This window comes from Falsiruegeria sp. JB4-1 (assembly GCF_055693495.1).
Genome location: NZ_JBVFTZ010000001.1, coordinates 31,985 through 49,030, shown reverse-complemented (window position 1 = coordinate 49,030; position 17,046 = coordinate 31,985). Strand labels below are relative to the sequence as shown.

Genomic DNA, 17,046 nt, shown 5'->3' with positions numbered 1-17,046 from the left:
CTAGCACAATTCAGATCCGTTCTCAGTTTTGCCTACGAACAAGGGTGAAGCGCATCAAACAGATGGTTAAGTTCTATCAATCCGTTGCCAGCATGTAACCCGCACCGCGGACGGTCTGTAGGTATTGGGGCTGTTTCGGATTTGGTTCAATCTTGCGGCGCAGGCGTGTGATTTGAACATCGACAGCACGTTCCTGCGCCTGCCCACGATCACGGCCCAAGTCCTCTACCAATTTGGCGCGACTGACGGGCTCCCCTGGCTGCGCTGAGAAGATTTTCATCAACTGACTTTCAGTGGCAGTTAAACGCACCAATTCCTCGCCCTGCCACATCTCGCCGCGTTCAATGTCATACCGAATCGGACCCAAGTGTAGAACTTTGGGCGCTGCATCCTGTGCAGTCGTTTCCGGCATCCGACGCAAGATCGCGTTAATCCGAAGGAGAAGTTCCTTGGGCTCGAACGGTTTTGCAAGATAATCATCCGCTCCAGCCTCGAGCCCCGCAATGCGATGCTCGGTTTCACCCCGTGCGGTCAGCAACATGATCGGAGTGCTATGTGTTTCACGCAGGGATTTGGTCAGGCTTACGCCATCTTCCCCCGGCATCATCACGTCCAGCACGATCAGGTCGAAATCCAACCCCGACAAAACCCGCCGGGCATGCGCCGCGTCGCGAGCTGCGGTTACCAGGAACCCGTTACGCATCAGGAATTTCTTGAGCAGATCGCGGATCCGCTCGTCGTCGTCCACGATCAAAAGGTGTGCGTCAAGTTCACTCATGAGGTAGCATCCCGCAACTTTGAATAGGCTCTGCGCATATCTGCATCCATCATCGCCTCGAGCACCAATTTAAACCCGGCCACGGCCTCTGGTCCTGCATCCTTGTACGCCGCACGCATTCGTTTGCGCTGGGCGTCTGACAGCGTCGCCTCAAGCGAACGGCCATCTTCGGTCAGGTACAGGTGACGCTCGCGTTTGTCGATCTTGCCAACGCGGCTTTCTACCAAACCATCCGCAATCAACGTGCGCAGAACCCGGTTTAGGGATTGTTTCGTGACCCCCAGAATAGCCAGAAGATTGTTCACTGTCGTCCCCGGTGCGCGGTTGATGAAGTGGATCGCGCGATGATGCGCGCGGCCATAGGCCATTTCGGCCAGAATGCGGTCGGGATCAGCGGTAAACCCGCGATAGGCAAAGAACATTGCCTCGATCCCTTGCCTGAGCTGTTCGTCGGTCAGAAACAGCAGGCTTTCGCTGCCATAGACCGGGGTCGAGCGTCCATCGGACATTCTGAACCTCATTCTTGCTTTGGTTCACTTTAAGTCAGTCTTGTTGACATTCCAATAGTGAACAGCTATCGATTCGCAGTTTTGGCGCAATATTATGTCCGGTTCGGCCGTAATCTGCGCAACAAGTGCAAAACGGCTCGCTCAGGAGGATGCAGCATGTCGGGTTATGATGATCGCGATGGAGTGATCTGGATGGATGGGGAACTGGTGGATTGGCGTGAGGCCAAGGTCCACGTTCTGACCCACGCAATGCACTATGCCAGCTCGGTTTTTGAAGGCGAGCGCGCATACAACGGCAAGATATTCAAAAGCCGCGAGCATTCCGAGCGCTTGATCGCGTCGGCCGAGGCATTGGACATGCCGATGCCCTACACGGTCGATCAGATCGAGGCCGCCAAGGAAGAGACCTTGAAGGCCTCGGGCTTGACGGACGCCTATGTGCGTGCGGTTGTCTGGCGTGGCTCGGGCGATGACATGGGTGTCGCCTCCGCCAAGAATCCAGTGCGCATGGCCATCGCCGTCTGGGGTTGGGGGGCCTACTATGGCGACGCCAAGATGCAGGGCGCCAAGCTCGATATCGCGGAATGGAAACGCCCGTCGCCCGAAACCATCCCGGTGCACGCCAAAGCTGCTGGTCTTTACATGATCTGCACCATTTCCAAACACAAGGCCGAGGCAAAAGGTTGCTCCGATGCGCTGTTCATGGACTGGCGCGGCTACGTGGCCGAAGCCACAGGTGCCAATGTCTTTTTTGTGAAAGACGGCGAAGTTCACACGCCGCTGGCCGATTGCTTCCTGAATGGCATCACCCGCCAGACCGTGATCGGGATGCTCAAAGACAAAGGTATCACCGTCCACGAGCGTCGCATTAAGCCCGAGGAAATGGCTGAATTCGAGCAGTGCTGGCTCACGGGCACCGCGGCCGAAGTCACGCCTGTAGGCCAGATCGGCGACTACAAATTCGAAGTTGGCGCTTTGACCCGTGAAATCGCGGAAGACTATGAAAAGTTGGTACGCAGCTAAAGCGGTTGAAACCACATGGACATTGTCAAACCCGGGTCGAAATGGCCCGGGTTTTTCTTTTAGGGTTCAACGGTAGGCCCGACGTTCTTGCTCGATCAGATCGGCAGCGCATTGGGAATAGGCGGCAATCTTTGCAAGTTCAGGTGGGTTGTTGGTCTCAGATCGGGCAAGTGCTGCACGCCTAAGAGTCATAATCTGAGCGCGTTGGCTGTTTAGGAAAGTGTCCTGTGGGATCAGCTTCTCAAGCGGGCTGTCGATTCGGATCACCTCATAATATCCGCCTGCCAAAGCCATCATTGCCATGCCGCAAGCTAGCGCTTGTGATCCGCATTGAGCGTTGCAGAGGTTGGCTATAGGACGGGTTTCTGGTGCTGTCATCACCCAGTTCTGGACGGGCCTATACCATCTATTCCTGGGAGAAGCGTCTCCGAACCCAAACCCGAGAGCCAATAGCCCGGCCATACCCAAGGTTTCTGGATCGTCGGGACCAATGCCCTGATTGCTGCCAACAACATGGCGCAAAGCAGCTAACCCATCGCCACGCGGCTCAGGTTCGTCAGTCAGATATGCAACGTAAGGCTCTAGCTCCACCAGCAGATATGGGTTTTGTGACAGCTTCCTTCTATCTTCCTTTGTTCCGTATAGCGAAATGATACGGCTCGGGTGGTCTGTCGCCTGATGCTCCCCTTGCATGGCCAAGAGATCGATCACGTCAAGGTCGGGCTGTGCACTGCGCGCCTGCAATAGCGCCTGCGCCAATGAATCCCCTTCGCGGGCTTCGACCGTTAGCCAACTGGCTGCAAAAGGCGAGGTTTTGTCCACTTGCCTAAACAGTTCGCGGGCTTGTTGTTTGTCTAGCGATAACCGGAAGGGCGATGGCCCTTTGTCTGTCACTTCGATCTGAGCCAACAAAAGTCGGGCATCGGTATCCCCGGACTTGGCCAACTTGGACAAAATCGGCAGGCTTTGTGCGTCATTACCACCGAGCCACAGGTCGATCGATTCCTGCAGGTCCGACCCGGCGGAGGCGAAACCCACACCAAACAGCAGGGCAAAAGAGGCGATGATCTGTTTCATATTGTACTCAAACAGATGGGTTAGCGCGATGCTAAACTGCCTTCACCTACAACCACAAGTGGTAACTCGAGTCGTTCAAGGGCAGTTTTAGACGCTAACTAGCAACAAGTGGCGCAGAGTAGATTAGAAATCTACACCACGCTGCGCCTTAATGCCGGACTTGAAGGGATGTTTAACCTCGGTCATCTCGGTGACCAGATCGGCATAGTCGCACAGTTCCTGTGGTGCATCACGCCCCGTCAGGATCACACCGGTTTTCTCGGTCCGCTTGTCCAACGCTTCGATCACTTGCCCGACGCTCAGATATTCATAGCGCAAGGCGATGTTGATCTCGTCGAGCACAACCAGATCATACTCTTCGCTGGCGATCAGATCGGCGGCTTTGCCAAACGCCGCCTGCGCGGCAGCGATGTCGCGCTCTTTGTCTTGGGTATCCCAAGTGAACCCTTCGCCCATGGTGTGCCAGGTCACTTGGCCGTGCTCTTCAAAGAACCGGCGCTCGCCCGTTTTCCACTTGCCCTTGATGAACTGAACCACGGCCACTTTCTGGCCCCACCCCAGGGCGCGGACGACGACGCCAAACGCGGACGAGGATTTGCCCTTGCCTTTGCCGGTGTGGATCAGCACCAAACCCTGTTCGGGATCCTGCAGCTGCGAGACCCGCTCACGGTGCTTGGCCTGCACCTCTTTCATTTTTTCTTTGTGGTTCTCTGCGTCGCTCATGGGAAACCCTTATGTATTGCGCCGCATACCCTAGGGGCTATGGCGCAAAGGTAAAGTCAACTTTTCGGGTCTGTTACGGATCGCGCCTTGCCTCGCTCCAGGCCCAGCTTGTGTTCGCGCCACACGACCAGAGCGTTGGCGGCGATGACCAGTGTGGCTCCGGCGATCATCATTGATGTGGGCAGTTCGCTGAACCAGAAATAGCCGATCAATACCGCAAAGAGCATCGAGGTATAGTCATAGGGCGCAAGCATTGAGGCAGGGCCAAAACGATACGACGATGTCACCAGAATTTGCGCACAACCGCCAACCACGCCGGCCAGCACCAGTAACGACAGCTGTTCAGAGTCGGGCATGACCCAACCAAAGGGCAGCGTCAACAGAGACAGAACCGACGCGGTGGCCGAGAAATAGAACACGATGGCAGCGGTATGTTCGGTTTGAACCATCTGACGGATGTGGATTTGTACAAAGGCTCGTGCAAACGTTGCCCCCAGCACGCAAAGCGCACCAATCATCGCCAAATCTTCCGCTTTGGCGTCACCGCCCAGCCGGGGCCAGAGCATGATGACGACACCCAGCAGGCCAACCAGAACAGCACCGATGCAGAATCATGCGGATGCGTTCGCCGAGGAAGATGGCGGCAAGGACCAGAGTGAAAATCGGTGTGGCAAAGCCGATCGCGGTCACCTCGGGCAAGGGCAATAGGCCCAGACCGGTAAAGGTCAGCCCCATAGCGGACGTCCCCAGAACTCCGCGCCAGAAGTGGTTCATGGGTTTTTTGGCAATCAGACCGTTGCGCAGCTCGCCGCGCGCAATCAGCCAGACAACGATGACCGGAATGGCAAAGAATGAGCGAAAAAACACCGCTTCACCAGCCGGGATGTCCTCGGACAGGTATTTAACCAGTGCGGCCATCGCAGTGAACAGAAAGATCGCGGTGGTCTTAAGGCCAATGGCCAACAAAGGCCGATGCGATGTTAAGTTTTTCGCCATGGCGCGAACCTGCGCCTTTGTTCGGGAAAGATCAATCGCTTGATTTTGGCCTCTCGGTTCACTCATTGTGCACCCGCAGAAAGAGGAAATGGCCATGTACGACCGGAACCACCTGATTTCCCAACTCAAAGCCGCATCGATAGGACGTGGGGATGATGTGTTTGCCAACCTGGAAGGCGGCGAAACGGTTAGTTTCGATGCATTGTTCAAAGGGGCCGAACGGATGGCTGCAGCTTTGGCATCCTACGGTGTCGAGCCGGGGGACCGGGTAGCGGTTCAGGTATCCAAGACCATTCAAGCGATTGAGCTCTATTTGGGCGCGGTCATGGCAGGCGGAATTTTCTTGCCACTCAATACAGCTTATACTGGCCCGGAGGTCGCGTATTTCGTTGGCGATGCCAGCCCGCGCGTGGTTGTCTGCGATCCTGATCGGCTAGAAGAGATTTCGGCGATCTCGGGAGAGGCCAAGGTTCTGACGCTGGACGCAGGCGGGCAGGGGAGCCTGCGTGATCTAGCGGACGCGCAAGATGGCTTCGACGTGGTTGCGCGGGGTCCCGGTGATCTGGCCGCGATCCTCTATACTTCTGGCACCACGGGTCGATCCAAGGGCGCGATGCTGAGCCATGACAACCTCGTCTCGAATTCGACCGTGTTGCGTGATTTCTGGCGGTTTACGGCCGACGATGTTCTAATCCATGCGTTGCCGATTTTTCATACGCACGGGCTTTTTGTGGCGACCAATGTGGCGTTGCTGGCGGGGTCTCAGGTAGTGTTTCTGGCGGGCTTCGATGCGGATGCAATCCTAGAGGCAATGCCAACTGCGACCGCTCTGATGGGCGTGCCAACCTTCTACACCCGTCTGCTGGCCGACGACCGTCTGACGCGCGAGCGGGCGGGCAATATGCGGCTCTTTATCTCTGGATCCGCCCCTTTGCTGGTCGACACACATGAGCAATGGGAGGAACGCACCGGTCACCGAATTCTGGAGCGCTATGGCATGACGGAAACCAACATGAGCACGTCCAACCCCTATGATGGGGAGCGCCGTGCCGGAACCGTCGGATGTCCGCTGCCTGGCGTTGAAGCGCGAGTGTTGAATGAGGGTACAGAAGTTGCCACGGGCGAAATTGGCGTTTTGGAAGTACGTGGCGCCAACGTGTTTCAAGGTTATTGGCAAATGCCTGAAAAGACGGCCGAGGAACTGAAACCGGACGGTTGGTTCACCACAGGTGACATGGCCAAAATCGACGCCGACGGATACGTCACCATCGTTGGACGTGAGAAAGATCTGATTATTACCGGGGGGTTCAATGTCTATCCCAAAGAGGTCGAAAGCCTGATCGACGATCTGCCTGGTGTGTTAGAAAGCGCGGTTATTGGCGTACCTCATCCCGACTTTGGCGAAGGCGTAGTAGCCGTGGTCGTACCCGATGGAAAAGGAACCACCGTTGATAGTGTGAATGCAGCATTACAGGGTCAGCTAGCCAAATTTAAGCAGCCAAAGCGAGTCATTCTCGTGGACGTCTTACCTCGCAACACCATGGGCAAGGTGCAAAAGAAATCGCTGCGTGAAACCTATGCCGGAATTTTCGCCGATGGATGAAGTATCAGAGGCGTTTGGTACAGAACCGGCTCAGGTTTTTGGAGTAGGTTCATGGAGGTCGCGTTTTGCGGTGACGGAATTGGCGTGCTTGTCGATGGGTGCTGTTGGTAGTGCAGTAGCCAATTTGATTTCTGCATTGAATTTGGATGCAAAGCCAGAGGTACAGATCGACCGTAGGCTGGCGTCACTTTGGTTCACTTGGTCCATTCATCCACAGGGTTGGGACCTACCTCCTTCGTGGGACGCGATTGCCGGGGACTATGAGGCGAGCAACGGTTGGATCAAGTTGCACACAAATGCCCCTCACCATCGAGCGGCTGCTCTGTCAGTTTTGGGTTGTAAAGCAGATCGTGAATCAGTTGCTCTGGCCGTTGCCGGTTGGGATTCGGATGCTTTGGAGACTGCAATCGTCGATGCTGGTGGGGCTGCGGCGGCCATGCGAAACCGGACAGCATGGTCTGCACATCCTCAAGGGAGCGCTGTGGCGTCTGAACCATTGGTGCACTGGCACAACCGCTCTGGAAGATTGCGCCAGTGGCATCCAACGACAGAGCGCCCTTTGAAAGGGCTACGCGTGCTTGACTTAACGCGCGTACTAGCGGGGCCGGTCGGGACACGAACCCTAGCGGGATATGGCGCAGAAGTTTTGCGTATCGATCCATCGAATTGGCATGAACCAGGTGTAGTGCCGGATGTTACACTTGGAAAACGATGCGGCCATTTGGATTTGAAATCAGAGCAGGACAAGACAGTTTTCAGAGAGCTATTGGAAAACGCGCACGTATTGGTTCATGGTTACCGCCCCGGAGCTCTGGATGCGATGATAGGTTCTGACAGGCCGAACCATATCACTGAAGTTTGTCTCGACGCCTATGGCTGGACTGGCCCTTGGGCAGGACGGCGTGGTTTTGATTCTCTGGTTCAAATGAGTTCTGGGATCGCGGCCGAGGGGGCGGCGTTGGCAAACACTTTGAAGCCGCACCCGTTGCCTGTTCAGGCACTGGATCATGCGACAGGTTACTTCGTCGCCGCAGCCGTGATTTCGGCTCTGACAAAGTCGATTGAGGATGACGAAGTGCATCGCGCACGTTTGTCTTTGGCTCGGACGGCAGAGCTTTTGTTTTCGCTGGAGCCTGACAACCAGTTGGAGATCAAAGAGTCACATCCTTCGGATCTGGATGTATGGGTAGAAAGTACAACCTGGGGTCCCGCGCGGCGCCTTAAATCTGCCATTCAGATTCAAAACGTGCCGATGAAATGGGAGACACCTGCCGTTGACTTGCGTTCGGCGCTTCCAGTCTGGGAATAGAAGTCTAACCTGTCACGCTCAGGCGTTCGCAATCCAAGATAAAGTTCACTTATCCGTAGGGCTCGATCAGGTCGGCTGAAAGCGCATAGCCAACTTGTGCCAGCTGCGTTTCAGCCGCCGATGTGCCAAAAACACCGGTGACGTTGACCGGCTCGAACAAGCCCTTGCTTTCGTAGGGCGTGTTGGTCGAAACCAACACCAACTGGTTAGGCGGCGGTGGTGGGACATGAATGCAAGCGCCGACATAAGGCACCAGCAAAGCGGTTGTCATTGCCGTGCCATCAAATTCCAGCGGGACCAGGTAGCCGGGAAGCCGCACCAGTTTGCCATCATATTCATGGGTGACGACACTGCTTGTCTCCTGATCGAAAGGGGTGCTCAACTGACCATGCTGAACGACACCAAGATCTCGAAGCGATTCAAATTGCTGTCCGCCGGAGTTGGGAACCAGATCTTTCCAGTTCAATTCAATTGGTGTGCTTTCAGCTCGTCCCGCGGACGGCGCTGATGCTGCACCAAAAATGGCAGCCGCCACTTGAACCATGAATGAGCGCCGTGACTGTATCATGTTGACTTCCTCTGGTTGCGCCACTGATCAATCCTGACTCAGCTCGGCACTTTCTTTGGCCATTGCAATATATTGGGACAAAACGAGCATTTCGAGAGGCGAGGTGATCTGCCCACTTCGCATCAATTCTGAAATCTGTTCGCTTTGCGACCAATTCCAACGGGCGCCAAACTGGCGCGCCACCATCGGGGCCAACTCGGGTGTCTTCTTCAAGGCAGCGGCAAGTTCTGACTGAACGGCAGTGCGCGTTTCCTTGTTACCGGTCGTGCTGTGGATTGCCAAAGCTTCTATTAACATTTCGCGCACCATTGGTGTGGCATCGGGGTGCATCAGATGATGCTGGATGACGCGCTCTACGGCATCTGGCCCGCCGTACTCGATCATTGCCGTAGAATACGCACCTATAAGGCCGCCGGAATATTCGGATGCGTTTCTAAGGCCATTGGCGAAGAAGCTAAGGTCGACACCTTCTTGCAACAACCCCATCAACAGGATGCGGATGGGTTTCAGTTCTGTTTCAGACCTTGAATTTAGCCGAGACAGGATCCGTTCAGAGGAAACGTTTGGCTTGATTTTTCGAAGTTCGCCATAATCTGCTAAATCCAACTCGCGCAGAGCCAGTATGTGAACATCATAGTTTTGATGATCAAGCAACGACGCAAAATACGCAAATCGCTCAGGGTCACCTCCCACTTGCCAAGCCTGCAGCTCTTTTATGACAACTTGCAGAACCTGATCCATTTCATCATTTACGTAAGCAACCCGTTCCCACGGGCCATAACTTCCATCTCGGGCAAACAGGACACGATCGTCAGGGTTCGCAGTCAGTCTGCGCCGGGTAAAGCTGTCGACAAGATGGGGGATCTCGACGAAATTGGCGTCGCCTTCCAGAACATCTATGTCAGTATAGCGGAATGGTTGTGCCACGGTTGGGCGAGCCAGCACAATGTGGTCGCTGCTGAGCAAACGTCTCGACCATCGTCGCTTTTGGGCTATACCCATGAAAAGCACAAGGAATTGCCGGAGATGCAGTGAGCATGGCCGCAGTGGCCAGGACGATCGGGCGAATGAACATGCTAACAAAATGCCAAACTCAGGCAACAATTTGAAGTCACATCTTCACCATCATGCCGTCTGCCAATGAAATCCTATAGGCGCGAATGGCTGGAACGAGGCTGACCAAGGTGGCTGCAGCAACAACAATGACCAGAGTTGTAATTTCGCGGTAGCTTAGACCCGAAAGTGGAATGAACAGCCCGTATTCAGCGTCCAAGATGGGTTGGAGGACAAATAGGCCCAGATACAGAAGTGACACGCCAAGGATCGACCCCGCAACAGCCATAAAAACAGCTTCGGTTAGAAGCAGGCCTACAATTGTCAGAGACCCAGCTCCAATGGCCCTGAGAATGGCTAGTTCGCGACGCCGGGCACTTAGACTGGACAGCAGCATGGCTGCCATTCCCAACAAGGCCGTGACAACTACCATTGCAGAAACCCCGATCAGGGCGGTCTCAGCAATTCCAATAATGTCCCAAAGTTCTTGCAAGGCGATGCCGGGCAGAACTGCAAGCAAGGGTTCTTCGGGGTATTCATTTATGGCGCGCTGCAGCGAAAAAATCTGTAGGGCTGAGTTTGTACCCAGCAAAACAGCCGTAATGGCCTTGGGTTCCAAATCCATCGCTCGTATTTCTTCAATTGGCGTCGGTTCACTGGATGACGGTCCACCGCTCTTCCAGTCGATGTGAATGGCTTCGATGGCTTCAAGGCTGACAATAACAGTGCGATCCACAGGGGTTCCCGTTTTTGCCAGGATCCCGGAAATACGGAATGGTGTCTCTTCGTGTTCAGAAAAGGATGCCAAACCATGTGCCACGACAATTGGATCGCCGACCGAGTATCCCAGCTGAGACGCGACATCTGACCCAATCACAGCGTCGAACAAGTCCGAAACACGTAGACCACTGGAAAATTCGAGCGCGCGATCACCTCTATACCGGTACCTATCGAAATAGGTGTCGGTCGTACCCATAACTCGAAATTGACGATGGCTATCTCCCAGTGAAATCGGGACCGCCCACTCGACCTCTGGTCGGCTCGCAATGTCCTGATAGCTTTCCCAGGTGATGTTGTTTGTGGCGTTACCGATCCGAAACACCGAATACAACAAAAGCTGAACGCTGCCTGATCGTGCACCAACGATCAGGTCCGTACCGGAAATTGTGTTGGCAAAGCTGCTTCGGGCACCGTTGCGCAGTTTCTCGACACCCAAAAACAAGGCAACTGACAGTGCAATTGCAAACACCGTAAGGCCCACGGTAACCCATCGGCTTTTGAGCGATGCCAGTGCAAGGCGGGTCATGATCATACCGTATTCGCGCGTCTTTGACGCGCCACGTCTTGCAAATGAACAACCCGGTCGAACCGATCGCCTAGCCGTCTGTCGTGGCTAACCATCAAAAGAGACGCGCTTGCCTTTCTTACCTGATCAAAAACGAGGTCTAGAAACTCTGTTTGAGCAGTGCTGTCCAACGCCGACGTTGGCTCGTCTGCCACTACAAGTTTGGGGCTACCAATTATCGCCCGTGCAACGGCCACGCGTTGTTGCTGTCCGACAGACAGGTTCGAGGCCGGACCTCCGGTCATCAAGGCCTGGGGCAAGCCGAGTGCAGCTGTCAGATTCAAAGCATCCTCTCGGGGGAATTTACATGTGCCCGACGGTTGGGGGAAAATCGCAGGGGCGCCAGGATATTGTCGATGGGTGTTGCGTAGGGCAGCAGGTTGAACATCTGAAAGATGATCCCGATGTTGTCCGCCCTGAATCTGTCGCGCTGCGCTCGTCCAAGTGCGCCAATGTTTGTTCCGGCAATCTGAATGTGCCCTTGATGCGGGGTCAGAATACCGCAAATCAGGCTTAGAAAGGTCGATTTTCCTGACCCACTTTCCCCCAGCAATAGCAGGGTTTCGCCTTTTTCCAGCACAAATTGGTCGACATCCAACCCAAACTGTCCGCCAGGCCAGTCGAACCGAATATCGTGCATGTTTATTGCAGCACTTTGTGTTTCATTTGACTCCATCAGTGCTTGTGGTTTCAGAACTTTCCACGCAGGTCAAGAATTGGGGCATCGCGCTCGACTTCATGCGTGTGTGCTCCTTTGGCTGAAACAATCTGAACATCCAGCTCCAGAGCATTTTCAAAGCGTTCAAAATAGGCAAAATCGATCTTGTCCAAGGCCGACATGTCCGTGCATTTCAACGCGTACTCGGCGTGAAACTCCGAGTGTTCCGCACCTTCGTCTTTGTGTTCGCCGTGGTCATCGTGGTGCTCATCCGCGTGATCATCTTCATGTTCATCTTCGTGATCGTCTCCGTGCGTGTCTTCATCGTCTTCCGAGTGCAGTTCAACATTAGCCGAGACAACCGAACAGCCGGAACCGGCGGGTAAAACGAACAGGTTCAAGGGTTTTTCTAAGTCCGATGCAGCCGCTTGCACTGTTTCGCGATCTTCATTGCTAGTGGCCGCATGCTCAAACCCGACAACGTCTGCTCCCGGCACAATGAGTTCCATTGCAATTTGGTCATCTTCGACAGCGATGTTGAGTATGCCCGAACCATGTTCATGGGCCTTCAACTCGCGCGACTGTTCAGCAGCGGACCAAGCAGGAATCAAGGGAAAAAGCAGATAAGCGAAGCGGGGCGTTCTCATTGGAGGACCTTTTGCTAAACCAGTGTTGAGATTCATGCCAACTGTACAGTAACGTTATAACATGTCTAGCACTTGATCCTTCCTTGGTGACTCAGCGCCAGATAATTACGACAAGTTTTGGGGATACCGAAAAAAGACCAGTTTTCATCCTTCAGTGCGGTCGGGTGCGCTTTGGACTTGTTCGCCATCAAGCCCAGTTCTGTATTCTTGCGGTGAAAGTCCGGTTTGCGAGCGAAAGAACCGGGAAAAATGCGATTGGTCAGCGTAACCAAGGTTTCGCCCAATGCTGGCTACAGACTCTTTACCTTCTTTCAGCGCTTCCTTTGCGACATCAATTTTCAAACGTTTCAGTTCACGAGTAGCAGTTGTTTGGTGTAGGCGCAGTGCTTTCTCAAACCTCCGCACGTCCAATCCCAATTCTTTTGCCAGGTCATTCGGATTCAATCTGTTGTTCCAGAGATGCGGGCGGGCCGCGCTGCGCAAAGCAGAGATGATAGACATGTCGGGCTTGATGGCTCGATTGTTCACTTTCTTGCTGGGGGAATGCACCGCTAACTTGGCGCCCAACCATTTGGATGGAAAAGCAATCGAAAGCAGGGGCTGTTTAGTTTTTCGTATGCGTACGCCCCTGAACCTTGGTGGAATTGCATCGGGATAGGCCGTTTCGACCAAGACTTTGTTGGGGTTCCAATCGTGGCCGACTGCGGCCTCTAGAATCCTTAGGTGCAATGCAACCCCGAAACCGTCGACTTGTCGCGGTGGGTTCAGGGTCGAAACCAACCGGTGGACCACGTAACTCGCCCTCTCAACGTCGATACTTAGACTGTGACGGACTGAACTGGATTCCTGTGGGACCTGCTGAATGAGGTTGCAAAGAAATTCGACGACGGAGTCTGCCCCCTGCGCGGCGGCTGAAAAAGGGTGCCAATTATGAAGATCGAAATGTTGCCCGACTTCGCACCCAAGGAAATCCTTGCCCGAGGTGTCTGCAAGAGCATTGCACAATCCATAAATGATTTCGGCGTGTGCAGTCGCGCTCTGATCCCGCAACATGCTCATTGTCAGGCCCATGCTCGATAAAGCAGGGTTTGGATCCGTTCCCAATTGCTCAACGTGTCGAATAAATGGCAGGACAAGAGCCAGTCTGATGAATCCGTCCCCTGTGGGTGACATCGAAATTCCGCTCCGGGCAAGGCTTTGGGATACTATTGCACAAATCCTAGCCTGCTATCGGCCACTTTTGGCAGGTTTTTTGATAAGAAATGTGAAAACTGACCGACCTTCGTATTCCAAAGCTCTAATATTAATTGGGATCGTAAGATGGAGGGAAGAATGATTCGAAGATTCTGCCTTAACCGTGAGTTCCGTTGCAGTCTTTTTCGTTGCACAGGCAGTGCATGCACAGGATGAAAACCCAGCCCAAACTCTGTTCACAAACGTCCATGTATTTGACGGCATAAGCGAAGAGCGGATCGAGAATGCCAGCGTTCTGGTCGAGGGAAACTTGATCAAGGCCGTTTCAACTGACGCGATCGATGCGCCGAATGCGACCGTGATCGATGGCGGGGGGCGCACGTTGATGCCCGGTTTAATGGAAATGCACGCGCATTTGATGTTGATGGGGCCGAGTCTCCCTTCGATGGAGGCCAATACGACGTGGGAAGACTTTGCCATTCACGGTGTGAAAATGGCTGAAATGTACCTGATGCAAGGGTTCACGACCGTACGCGATGCGGGCGGTGGCAACGGAGGGTTGCGGCGAGCAATTGATTCCGGGCAAGTTGTTGGTCCTCGCTATTTTCCGTCTGCGGCTTTTCTGGGCACTCGAGGTGGACATGCAGACTTTGCTAATTTCACCGCTCCACCGGGTTCAGAAACAAACATGAGCCGTTTGAATATGGCGCGCGAAGTTGACAGTGTTGCGGATGTTCAAAAATATGGCCGCAACAATTTCCGTATGGGTGCAACCCAGTTGAAATACATGCAATCTGGTGGGGTTGTGTCGGCCTTTGACCCTTGGCAGCTAGTAGCGGGCTCGCCCGCCGAGATTGAGGCTGCCGTTCAGGTTGCCAACGAATACGGCAGCTATGTAATGGCCCATTCGTATCGGAAAGAAGCGATACTGAACGCCTTGAGTGCTGGAGTAATGTCGATTGAACACGGGTTTTCGTTCGACTGCGAGATCGCAGAGGTCATGAACGAAAAAGGAGCCTTTATCACGACAAACCTTACAGCCTTTGATCCGGGTCTTCTGGACATTCCTGCGGTGGCAAACGTGCCAGCAAGCCTTGCTAAAGCGAAATCAGCTTCGGCCACATTTTCCAACTACATTCCCAACATGAAAGAATGCCCGGTCAAACGTGGTTTCCAAACCGATTGTGTCGGCTCTGTTCCGGCCTGCAATATTCAGATCGCTTATGAAAAGCACCTGAACAACGAGTTTTTTGGAGCCCACGCTTCGCTGGTGACATTGACGTCTACGGGCGGAGAGATAGTGGCATTGTCTGGCGATTTTATGAACCCGTATCTTGCTGGTAAACTCGGCGTTATCGAAGAGGGAGCTTATGCAGACATTTTGTTGGTTGACGGCAATCCGCTTGATGACTTTTCCGTTATGGGCACAGGAGACAAGTGGTTTGGTGCTGACCCGCGCCCCGAAAGCCCCGAAACTCTTCGTATCATCATGAAAGACGGCGTGATCTACAAGAACACGCTGAACTGATCCCTCGGTGCGGTGCGGGCGTTTCGATGTCCGCGCCGCGCCACAAACAGGATGTGAGATATGCGAATTCTGATTTGCCTCGGTGTTTTGCTGCTGGGTGTGACAGCTGTTAATGCGGAACGCGGGATGCTGGATTGGTCGGATTTGATTAATGAAGCAGCTCAACAGTACGAAGACCCTTATCGCGACCTGACTCCAGAGCAACTGGAAGCTTTGGTGGACTTCGTGCGTTTGCAAGCGGCGTTGAAAGAGACAACCCAAGCAGAAGAACGGGAAAAGCTGGAACTGCGTCTGTCAGAAGCAGAGGCTGCCTTTTCCGACGAAGGGATCGATGCAAAATGGCTGATCTCCCAACGTTGGCTTGTGGCCGAGCGCCGCAAGAATGCCGCCTGGGCAGGTGAGCCGGATCTGGAAGGGCAGACAGTTACGTTGGGCGGGTTTGCTATTCCCGCTCCAGCAGACGAAAACGGCGTCCCCACAGTTTACCTTGTTCCCGAACGGGGCATGTGCAGTCACATGCCACCGCCGCCCCCAAACCAGATGGTGCAGGTGCGATTGACTGGTGATTGGCAACCACAGACGATCTATGAACCGGTCCGCCTGACGGGCCGTCTCTCTGTCGCGCCTTCTGAGCGAGAAGTTGTTGTCGTGGACGGACCCGTGCGTATGCAGGCCACTTTCACGATGGATGCGACCGAGGTTGAACCGCTGGCATTCACGAGTGCAGCGCCCGCAGAAGGGAATGCTTGGGTCGAAAACATGGCGGCAAAACTGCGCGAGGGAAAAGGGCAAGCGACGAATGAAGACTAGGATTTTCGCGATCGCAGCTCTGCTGGTGTGGTCTGCCATACCGGCTTCTGCTCAAAGCGGCGGATTGAATGGCCCGTCATCGGTGGGGGCAGAGCTTGACGGCGATGGCCTGACGGATCCTCAGTATCGTTCGACCTTTCCCCAAAACGTGGCGCCGGGTTGGTTCGCCTGGAAAGACAGGCTGGCTGAAAACGGATTTCGCTTCAACATCGACTACCTGACACTTGGTCAGTCCTCGGATTCCAATATTGGCAATGGTCGAGCAGGCGGTGGGATTGCTCGGTTCTATGGGGCGTGGCAGGCGACTGACAACGGCTCGCTGACGTTCAAGATTGAGCATCGGCATGCCTACGGGTCAGTTGCGCCGCAATTCTTGGGCCTGGATGGTGGTGCATTGTCGATCACGGGCACGGCTTTCAATGATAATGGAACCATGCTGACGAACTTGTTTTGGACACACAGGGCCCCTAGTGGGAACTGGACGCTGCAAGCCGGGCAGATCGATGTCACCGATTTTGTGGATGTTTACGGCTTGGTCAGCCCTTACACCAGCTTTCAGAACCTGGCGTTCAATACCAACCCCACGATCAATGCACCCAACCCGGGACTGGGAATTGCCGGTGGCATTAAGTTGGGTTCCAATTTCTATGCGGTGGCCAGCATGGCAGACGCAAACGCGGACCCGACCAGTCCTAATCTAGAAGTGTTTAGTGACGGGGACCTCTTCAAAAGCCTCGAAATCGGCTATACTTCTGGCCTTGACCGGATCTATTTTGACAACATTCACATTACGTTGTGGCACGCAGATGCTGCCGAGGATGGAAGCCGCGCCGAGGATTATGGTGCTTCGTTTTCCGGGGCTTGGCTCATCGGTAATCAATGGATGCCCTTTGTGCGCGCCGGATGGGCCAAAGGGACTGCCGCTCTTTACGAACGGTCGTTTTCTACCGGGCTTGGCTACTATGGGCGTAACACCGACTTGGCTGGGCTTGGCTTGAACTGGGCAGAAGCACGTGGCGTGCCTGGTACGCAATTCACAACAGAACTATTCTATCGATTTTCCATTTCTCCCGGTTTCCAGATCACACCATCTGTTCAATTCATCAACAACCCGCTGACATCCAATCAAAACAGTTTCGCGATATTTGGCTTGAGGGCTCGGGTCGTTTTCTAGGGTATCGCTTCTACCTGTCAGATGTGTTCACCAAAACACTGGAGTGAGGCA

Annotated in this window: 17 protein-coding genes and 1 pseudogene; 6 read left to right on the top strand and 12 right to left on the bottom strand. The window is 54.3% G+C overall.

The window, feature by feature from the left end; translation table 11 throughout:
* Positions 1-76 precede the first annotated feature (76 nt).
* Together ACZ1HE_RS00255 and ACZ1HE_RS00250 are read right to left on the bottom strand one after the other, a co-directional pair.
* On the bottom strand, positions 77-778 hold the full coding sequence (locus ACZ1HE_RS00255) for a response regulator (protein ID WP_472619073.1): 702 nt from the start codon (positions 776-778) through the stop codon (positions 77-79).
* A complete protein-coding gene (locus tag ACZ1HE_RS00250) occupies positions 775-1,287 on the bottom strand; it encodes a MarR family winged helix-turn-helix transcriptional regulator (RefSeq protein ID WP_472619072.1) in 513 nt (170 codons plus the stop codon). The genes ACZ1HE_RS00255 and ACZ1HE_RS00250 overlap by 4 nt, the downstream gene beginning before the upstream one ends.
* A gap of 156 nt (positions 1,288-1,443) precedes the next feature.
* Here ACZ1HE_RS00250 and ACZ1HE_RS00245 point away from each other — a divergent pair, with 156 nt between their 5' ends.
* On the top strand, positions 1,444-2,310 hold the full coding sequence (locus ACZ1HE_RS00245) for a branched-chain amino acid aminotransferase (RefSeq protein WP_472619071.1): 867 nt from the start codon (positions 1,444-1,446) through the stop codon (positions 2,308-2,310).
* 66 nt (positions 2,311-2,376) lie between these two features.
* Here ACZ1HE_RS00245 and ACZ1HE_RS00240 read toward each other — a convergent pair whose 3' ends face one another.
* From ACZ1HE_RS00240 to ACZ1HE_RS00230, 3 genes and pseudogenes are all read right to left on the bottom strand, one after another.
* Positions 2,377-3,387 carry a hypothetical protein gene (locus tag ACZ1HE_RS00240; RefSeq protein WP_472619070.1) on the bottom strand — a complete coding sequence of 337 codons (1,011 nt, stop codon included), beginning with the start codon at positions 3,385-3,387 and terminating at the stop codon, positions 2,377-2,379.
* Between the two features lie 123 nt (positions 3,388-3,510).
* On the bottom strand, positions 3,511-4,110 hold the full coding sequence (gene cobO / locus ACZ1HE_RS00235; protein ID WP_472619069.1) for a cob(I)yrinic acid a,c-diamide adenosyltransferase: 600 nt from the start codon (positions 4,108-4,110) through the stop codon (positions 3,511-3,513).
* A gap of 56 nt (positions 4,111-4,166) precedes the next feature.
* A pseudogene (locus ACZ1HE_RS00230) lies at positions 4,167-5,106 on the bottom strand (DMT family transporter).
* Positions 5,107-5,200: 94 nt separating this feature from the next.
* On the opposite strand from ACZ1HE_RS00230, the gene ACZ1HE_RS00225 reads away from it, so the two are divergent.
* Both ACZ1HE_RS00225 and ACZ1HE_RS00220 read left to right on the top strand, forming a co-directional pair.
* Complete coding sequence (locus tag ACZ1HE_RS00225; RefSeq protein WP_472619068.1) at positions 5,201-6,709, top strand: malonate--CoA ligase; 1,509 nt, start codon at positions 5,201-5,203, stop codon at positions 6,707-6,709.
* Positions 6,702-8,018: a CoA transferase gene (locus ACZ1HE_RS00220; protein ID WP_472619067.1), complete on the top strand. Its 1,317-nt coding sequence runs from the start codon at positions 6,702-6,704 to the stop codon at positions 8,016-8,018. The genes ACZ1HE_RS00225 and ACZ1HE_RS00220 overlap by 8 nt, the downstream gene beginning before the upstream one ends.
* 49 nt (positions 8,019-8,067) lie before the next feature.
* Here the strand turns inward: ACZ1HE_RS00220 and ACZ1HE_RS00215 are convergent, their stop codons facing one another.
* The 7 genes from ACZ1HE_RS00215 to ACZ1HE_RS00185 all read right to left on the bottom strand — a co-directional run bounded on the left by ACZ1HE_RS00215 (position 8,068) and on the right by ACZ1HE_RS00185 (position 13,462).
* Complete coding sequence (locus ACZ1HE_RS00215; protein WP_472619066.1) at positions 8,068-8,586, bottom strand: DUF3299 domain-containing protein; 519 nt, start codon at positions 8,584-8,586, stop codon at positions 8,068-8,070.
* 27 nt (positions 8,587-8,613) lie between these two features.
* The gene (locus ACZ1HE_RS00210) at positions 8,614-9,513 is read right to left on the bottom strand and encodes a hypothetical protein (RefSeq protein WP_472619065.1); all 900 of its coding nucleotides are present in this window, start codon (positions 9,511-9,513) and stop codon (positions 8,614-8,616) included.
* A gap of 184 nt (positions 9,514-9,697) precedes the next feature.
* Positions 9,698-10,948 (bottom strand): ABC transporter permease, encoded by a 1,251-nt coding sequence (locus tag ACZ1HE_RS00205; RefSeq protein ID WP_472624277.1) that lies wholly within the window; start codon positions 10,946-10,948, stop codon positions 9,698-9,700.
* Positions 10,948-11,229 (bottom strand): ATP-binding cassette domain-containing protein, encoded by a 282-nt coding sequence (locus ACZ1HE_RS00200; RefSeq protein WP_472619064.1) that lies wholly within the window; start codon positions 11,227-11,229, stop codon positions 10,948-10,950. Before ACZ1HE_RS00200 ends, ACZ1HE_RS00205 begins: the two co-directional genes overlap by 1 nt.
* A 35-nt stretch (positions 11,230-11,264) precedes the next feature.
* Complete coding sequence (locus ACZ1HE_RS00195; protein WP_472619063.1) at positions 11,265-11,624, bottom strand: ATP-binding cassette domain-containing protein; 360 nt, start codon at positions 11,622-11,624, stop codon at positions 11,265-11,267.
* Positions 11,625-11,674: 50 nt separating this feature from the next.
* Positions 11,675-12,289, bottom strand: a complete 615-nt coding sequence (locus ACZ1HE_RS00190) for a DUF2796 domain-containing protein (RefSeq protein ID WP_472619062.1) — start codon at positions 12,287-12,289, stop codon at positions 11,675-11,677.
* Between the two features lie 144 nt (positions 12,290-12,433).
* Positions 12,434-13,462, bottom strand: coding sequence for a helix-turn-helix domain-containing protein (locus ACZ1HE_RS00185; protein ID WP_472619061.1), 1,029 nt, complete (start codon positions 13,460-13,462; stop codon positions 12,434-12,436).
* 184 nt (positions 13,463-13,646) lie between these two features.
* On the opposite strand from ACZ1HE_RS00185, the gene ACZ1HE_RS00180 reads away from it, so the two are divergent.
* Genes ACZ1HE_RS00180 through ACZ1HE_RS00170 form a run of 3 tightly spaced genes read left to right on the top strand, consistent with a single transcriptional unit; the run spans position 13,647 to position 16,995 of the window.
* Complete coding sequence (locus ACZ1HE_RS00180; RefSeq protein WP_472619060.1) at positions 13,647-15,011, top strand: amidohydrolase family protein; 1,365 nt, start codon at positions 13,647-13,649, stop codon at positions 15,009-15,011.
* A 60-nt stretch (positions 15,012-15,071) separates the two neighbouring features.
* Positions 15,072-15,821, top strand: coding sequence for a DUF3299 domain-containing protein (locus ACZ1HE_RS00175; protein ID WP_472619059.1), 750 nt, complete (start codon positions 15,072-15,074; stop codon positions 15,819-15,821).
* Positions 15,811-16,995 carry a carbohydrate porin gene (locus tag ACZ1HE_RS00170; RefSeq protein ID WP_472619058.1) on the top strand — a complete coding sequence of 395 codons (1,185 nt, stop codon included), beginning with the start codon at positions 15,811-15,813 and terminating at the stop codon, positions 16,993-16,995. The genes ACZ1HE_RS00175 and ACZ1HE_RS00170 overlap by 11 nt, the downstream gene beginning before the upstream one ends.
* The last annotated feature ends 51 nt before the right edge of the window (positions 16,996-17,046 follow it).

What these genes read in the sequence shown, in the direction of transcription:
- ACZ1HE_RS00200 (WP_472619064.1), bottom strand. Translation starts at nt 11,229, where the DNA reads ATGACCGGAGGTCCGGCCTCGAACCTGTCTGTCGGACAGCAACAACGC.
- ACZ1HE_RS00250 (WP_472619072.1), bottom strand. Translation starts at nt 1,287, where the DNA reads ATGTCCGATGGACGCTCGACCCCGGTCTATGGCAGCGAAAGCCTGCTG.
- ACZ1HE_RS00220 (WP_472619067.1), top strand. Translation starts at nt 6,702, where the DNA reads ATGGATGAAGTATCAGAGGCGTTTGGTACAGAACCGGCTCAGGTTTTT.
- ACZ1HE_RS00190 (WP_472619062.1), bottom strand. Translation starts at nt 12,289, where the DNA reads ATGAGAACGCCCCGCTTCGCTTATCTGCTTTTTCCCTTGATTCCTGCT.
- cobO (WP_472619069.1), bottom strand. Translation starts at nt 4,110, where the DNA reads ATGAGCGACGCAGAGAACCACAAAGAAAAAATGAAAGAGGTGCAGGCC.
- ACZ1HE_RS00195 (WP_472619063.1), bottom strand. Translation starts at nt 11,624, where the DNA reads ATGCACGATATTCGGTTCGACTGGCCTGGCGGACAGTTTGGGTTGGAT.
- ACZ1HE_RS00225 (WP_472619068.1), top strand. Translation starts at nt 5,201, where the DNA reads ATGTACGACCGGAACCACCTGATTTCCCAACTCAAAGCCGCATCGATA.
- ACZ1HE_RS00215 (WP_472619066.1), bottom strand. Translation starts at nt 8,586, where the DNA reads ATGATACAGTCACGGCGCTCATTCATGGTTCAAGTGGCGGCTGCCATT.
- ACZ1HE_RS00170 (WP_472619058.1), top strand. Translation starts at nt 15,811, where the DNA reads ATGAAGACTAGGATTTTCGCGATCGCAGCTCTGCTGGTGTGGTCTGCC.
- ACZ1HE_RS00175 (WP_472619059.1), top strand. Translation starts at nt 15,072, where the DNA reads ATGCGAATTCTGATTTGCCTCGGTGTTTTGCTGCTGGGTGTGACAGCT.
- ACZ1HE_RS00245 (WP_472619071.1), top strand. Translation starts at nt 1,444, where the DNA reads ATGTCGGGTTATGATGATCGCGATGGAGTGATCTGGATGGATGGGGAA.
- ACZ1HE_RS00240 (WP_472619070.1), bottom strand. Translation starts at nt 3,387, where the DNA reads ATGAAACAGATCATCGCCTCTTTTGCCCTGCTGTTTGGTGTGGGTTTC.
- ACZ1HE_RS00255 (WP_472619073.1), bottom strand. Translation starts at nt 778, where the DNA reads ATGAGTGAACTTGACGCACACCTTTTGATCGTGGACGACGACGAGCGG.
- ACZ1HE_RS00185 (WP_472619061.1), bottom strand. Translation starts at nt 13,462, where the DNA reads ATGTCACCCACAGGGGACGGATTCATCAGACTGGCTCTTGTCCTGCCA.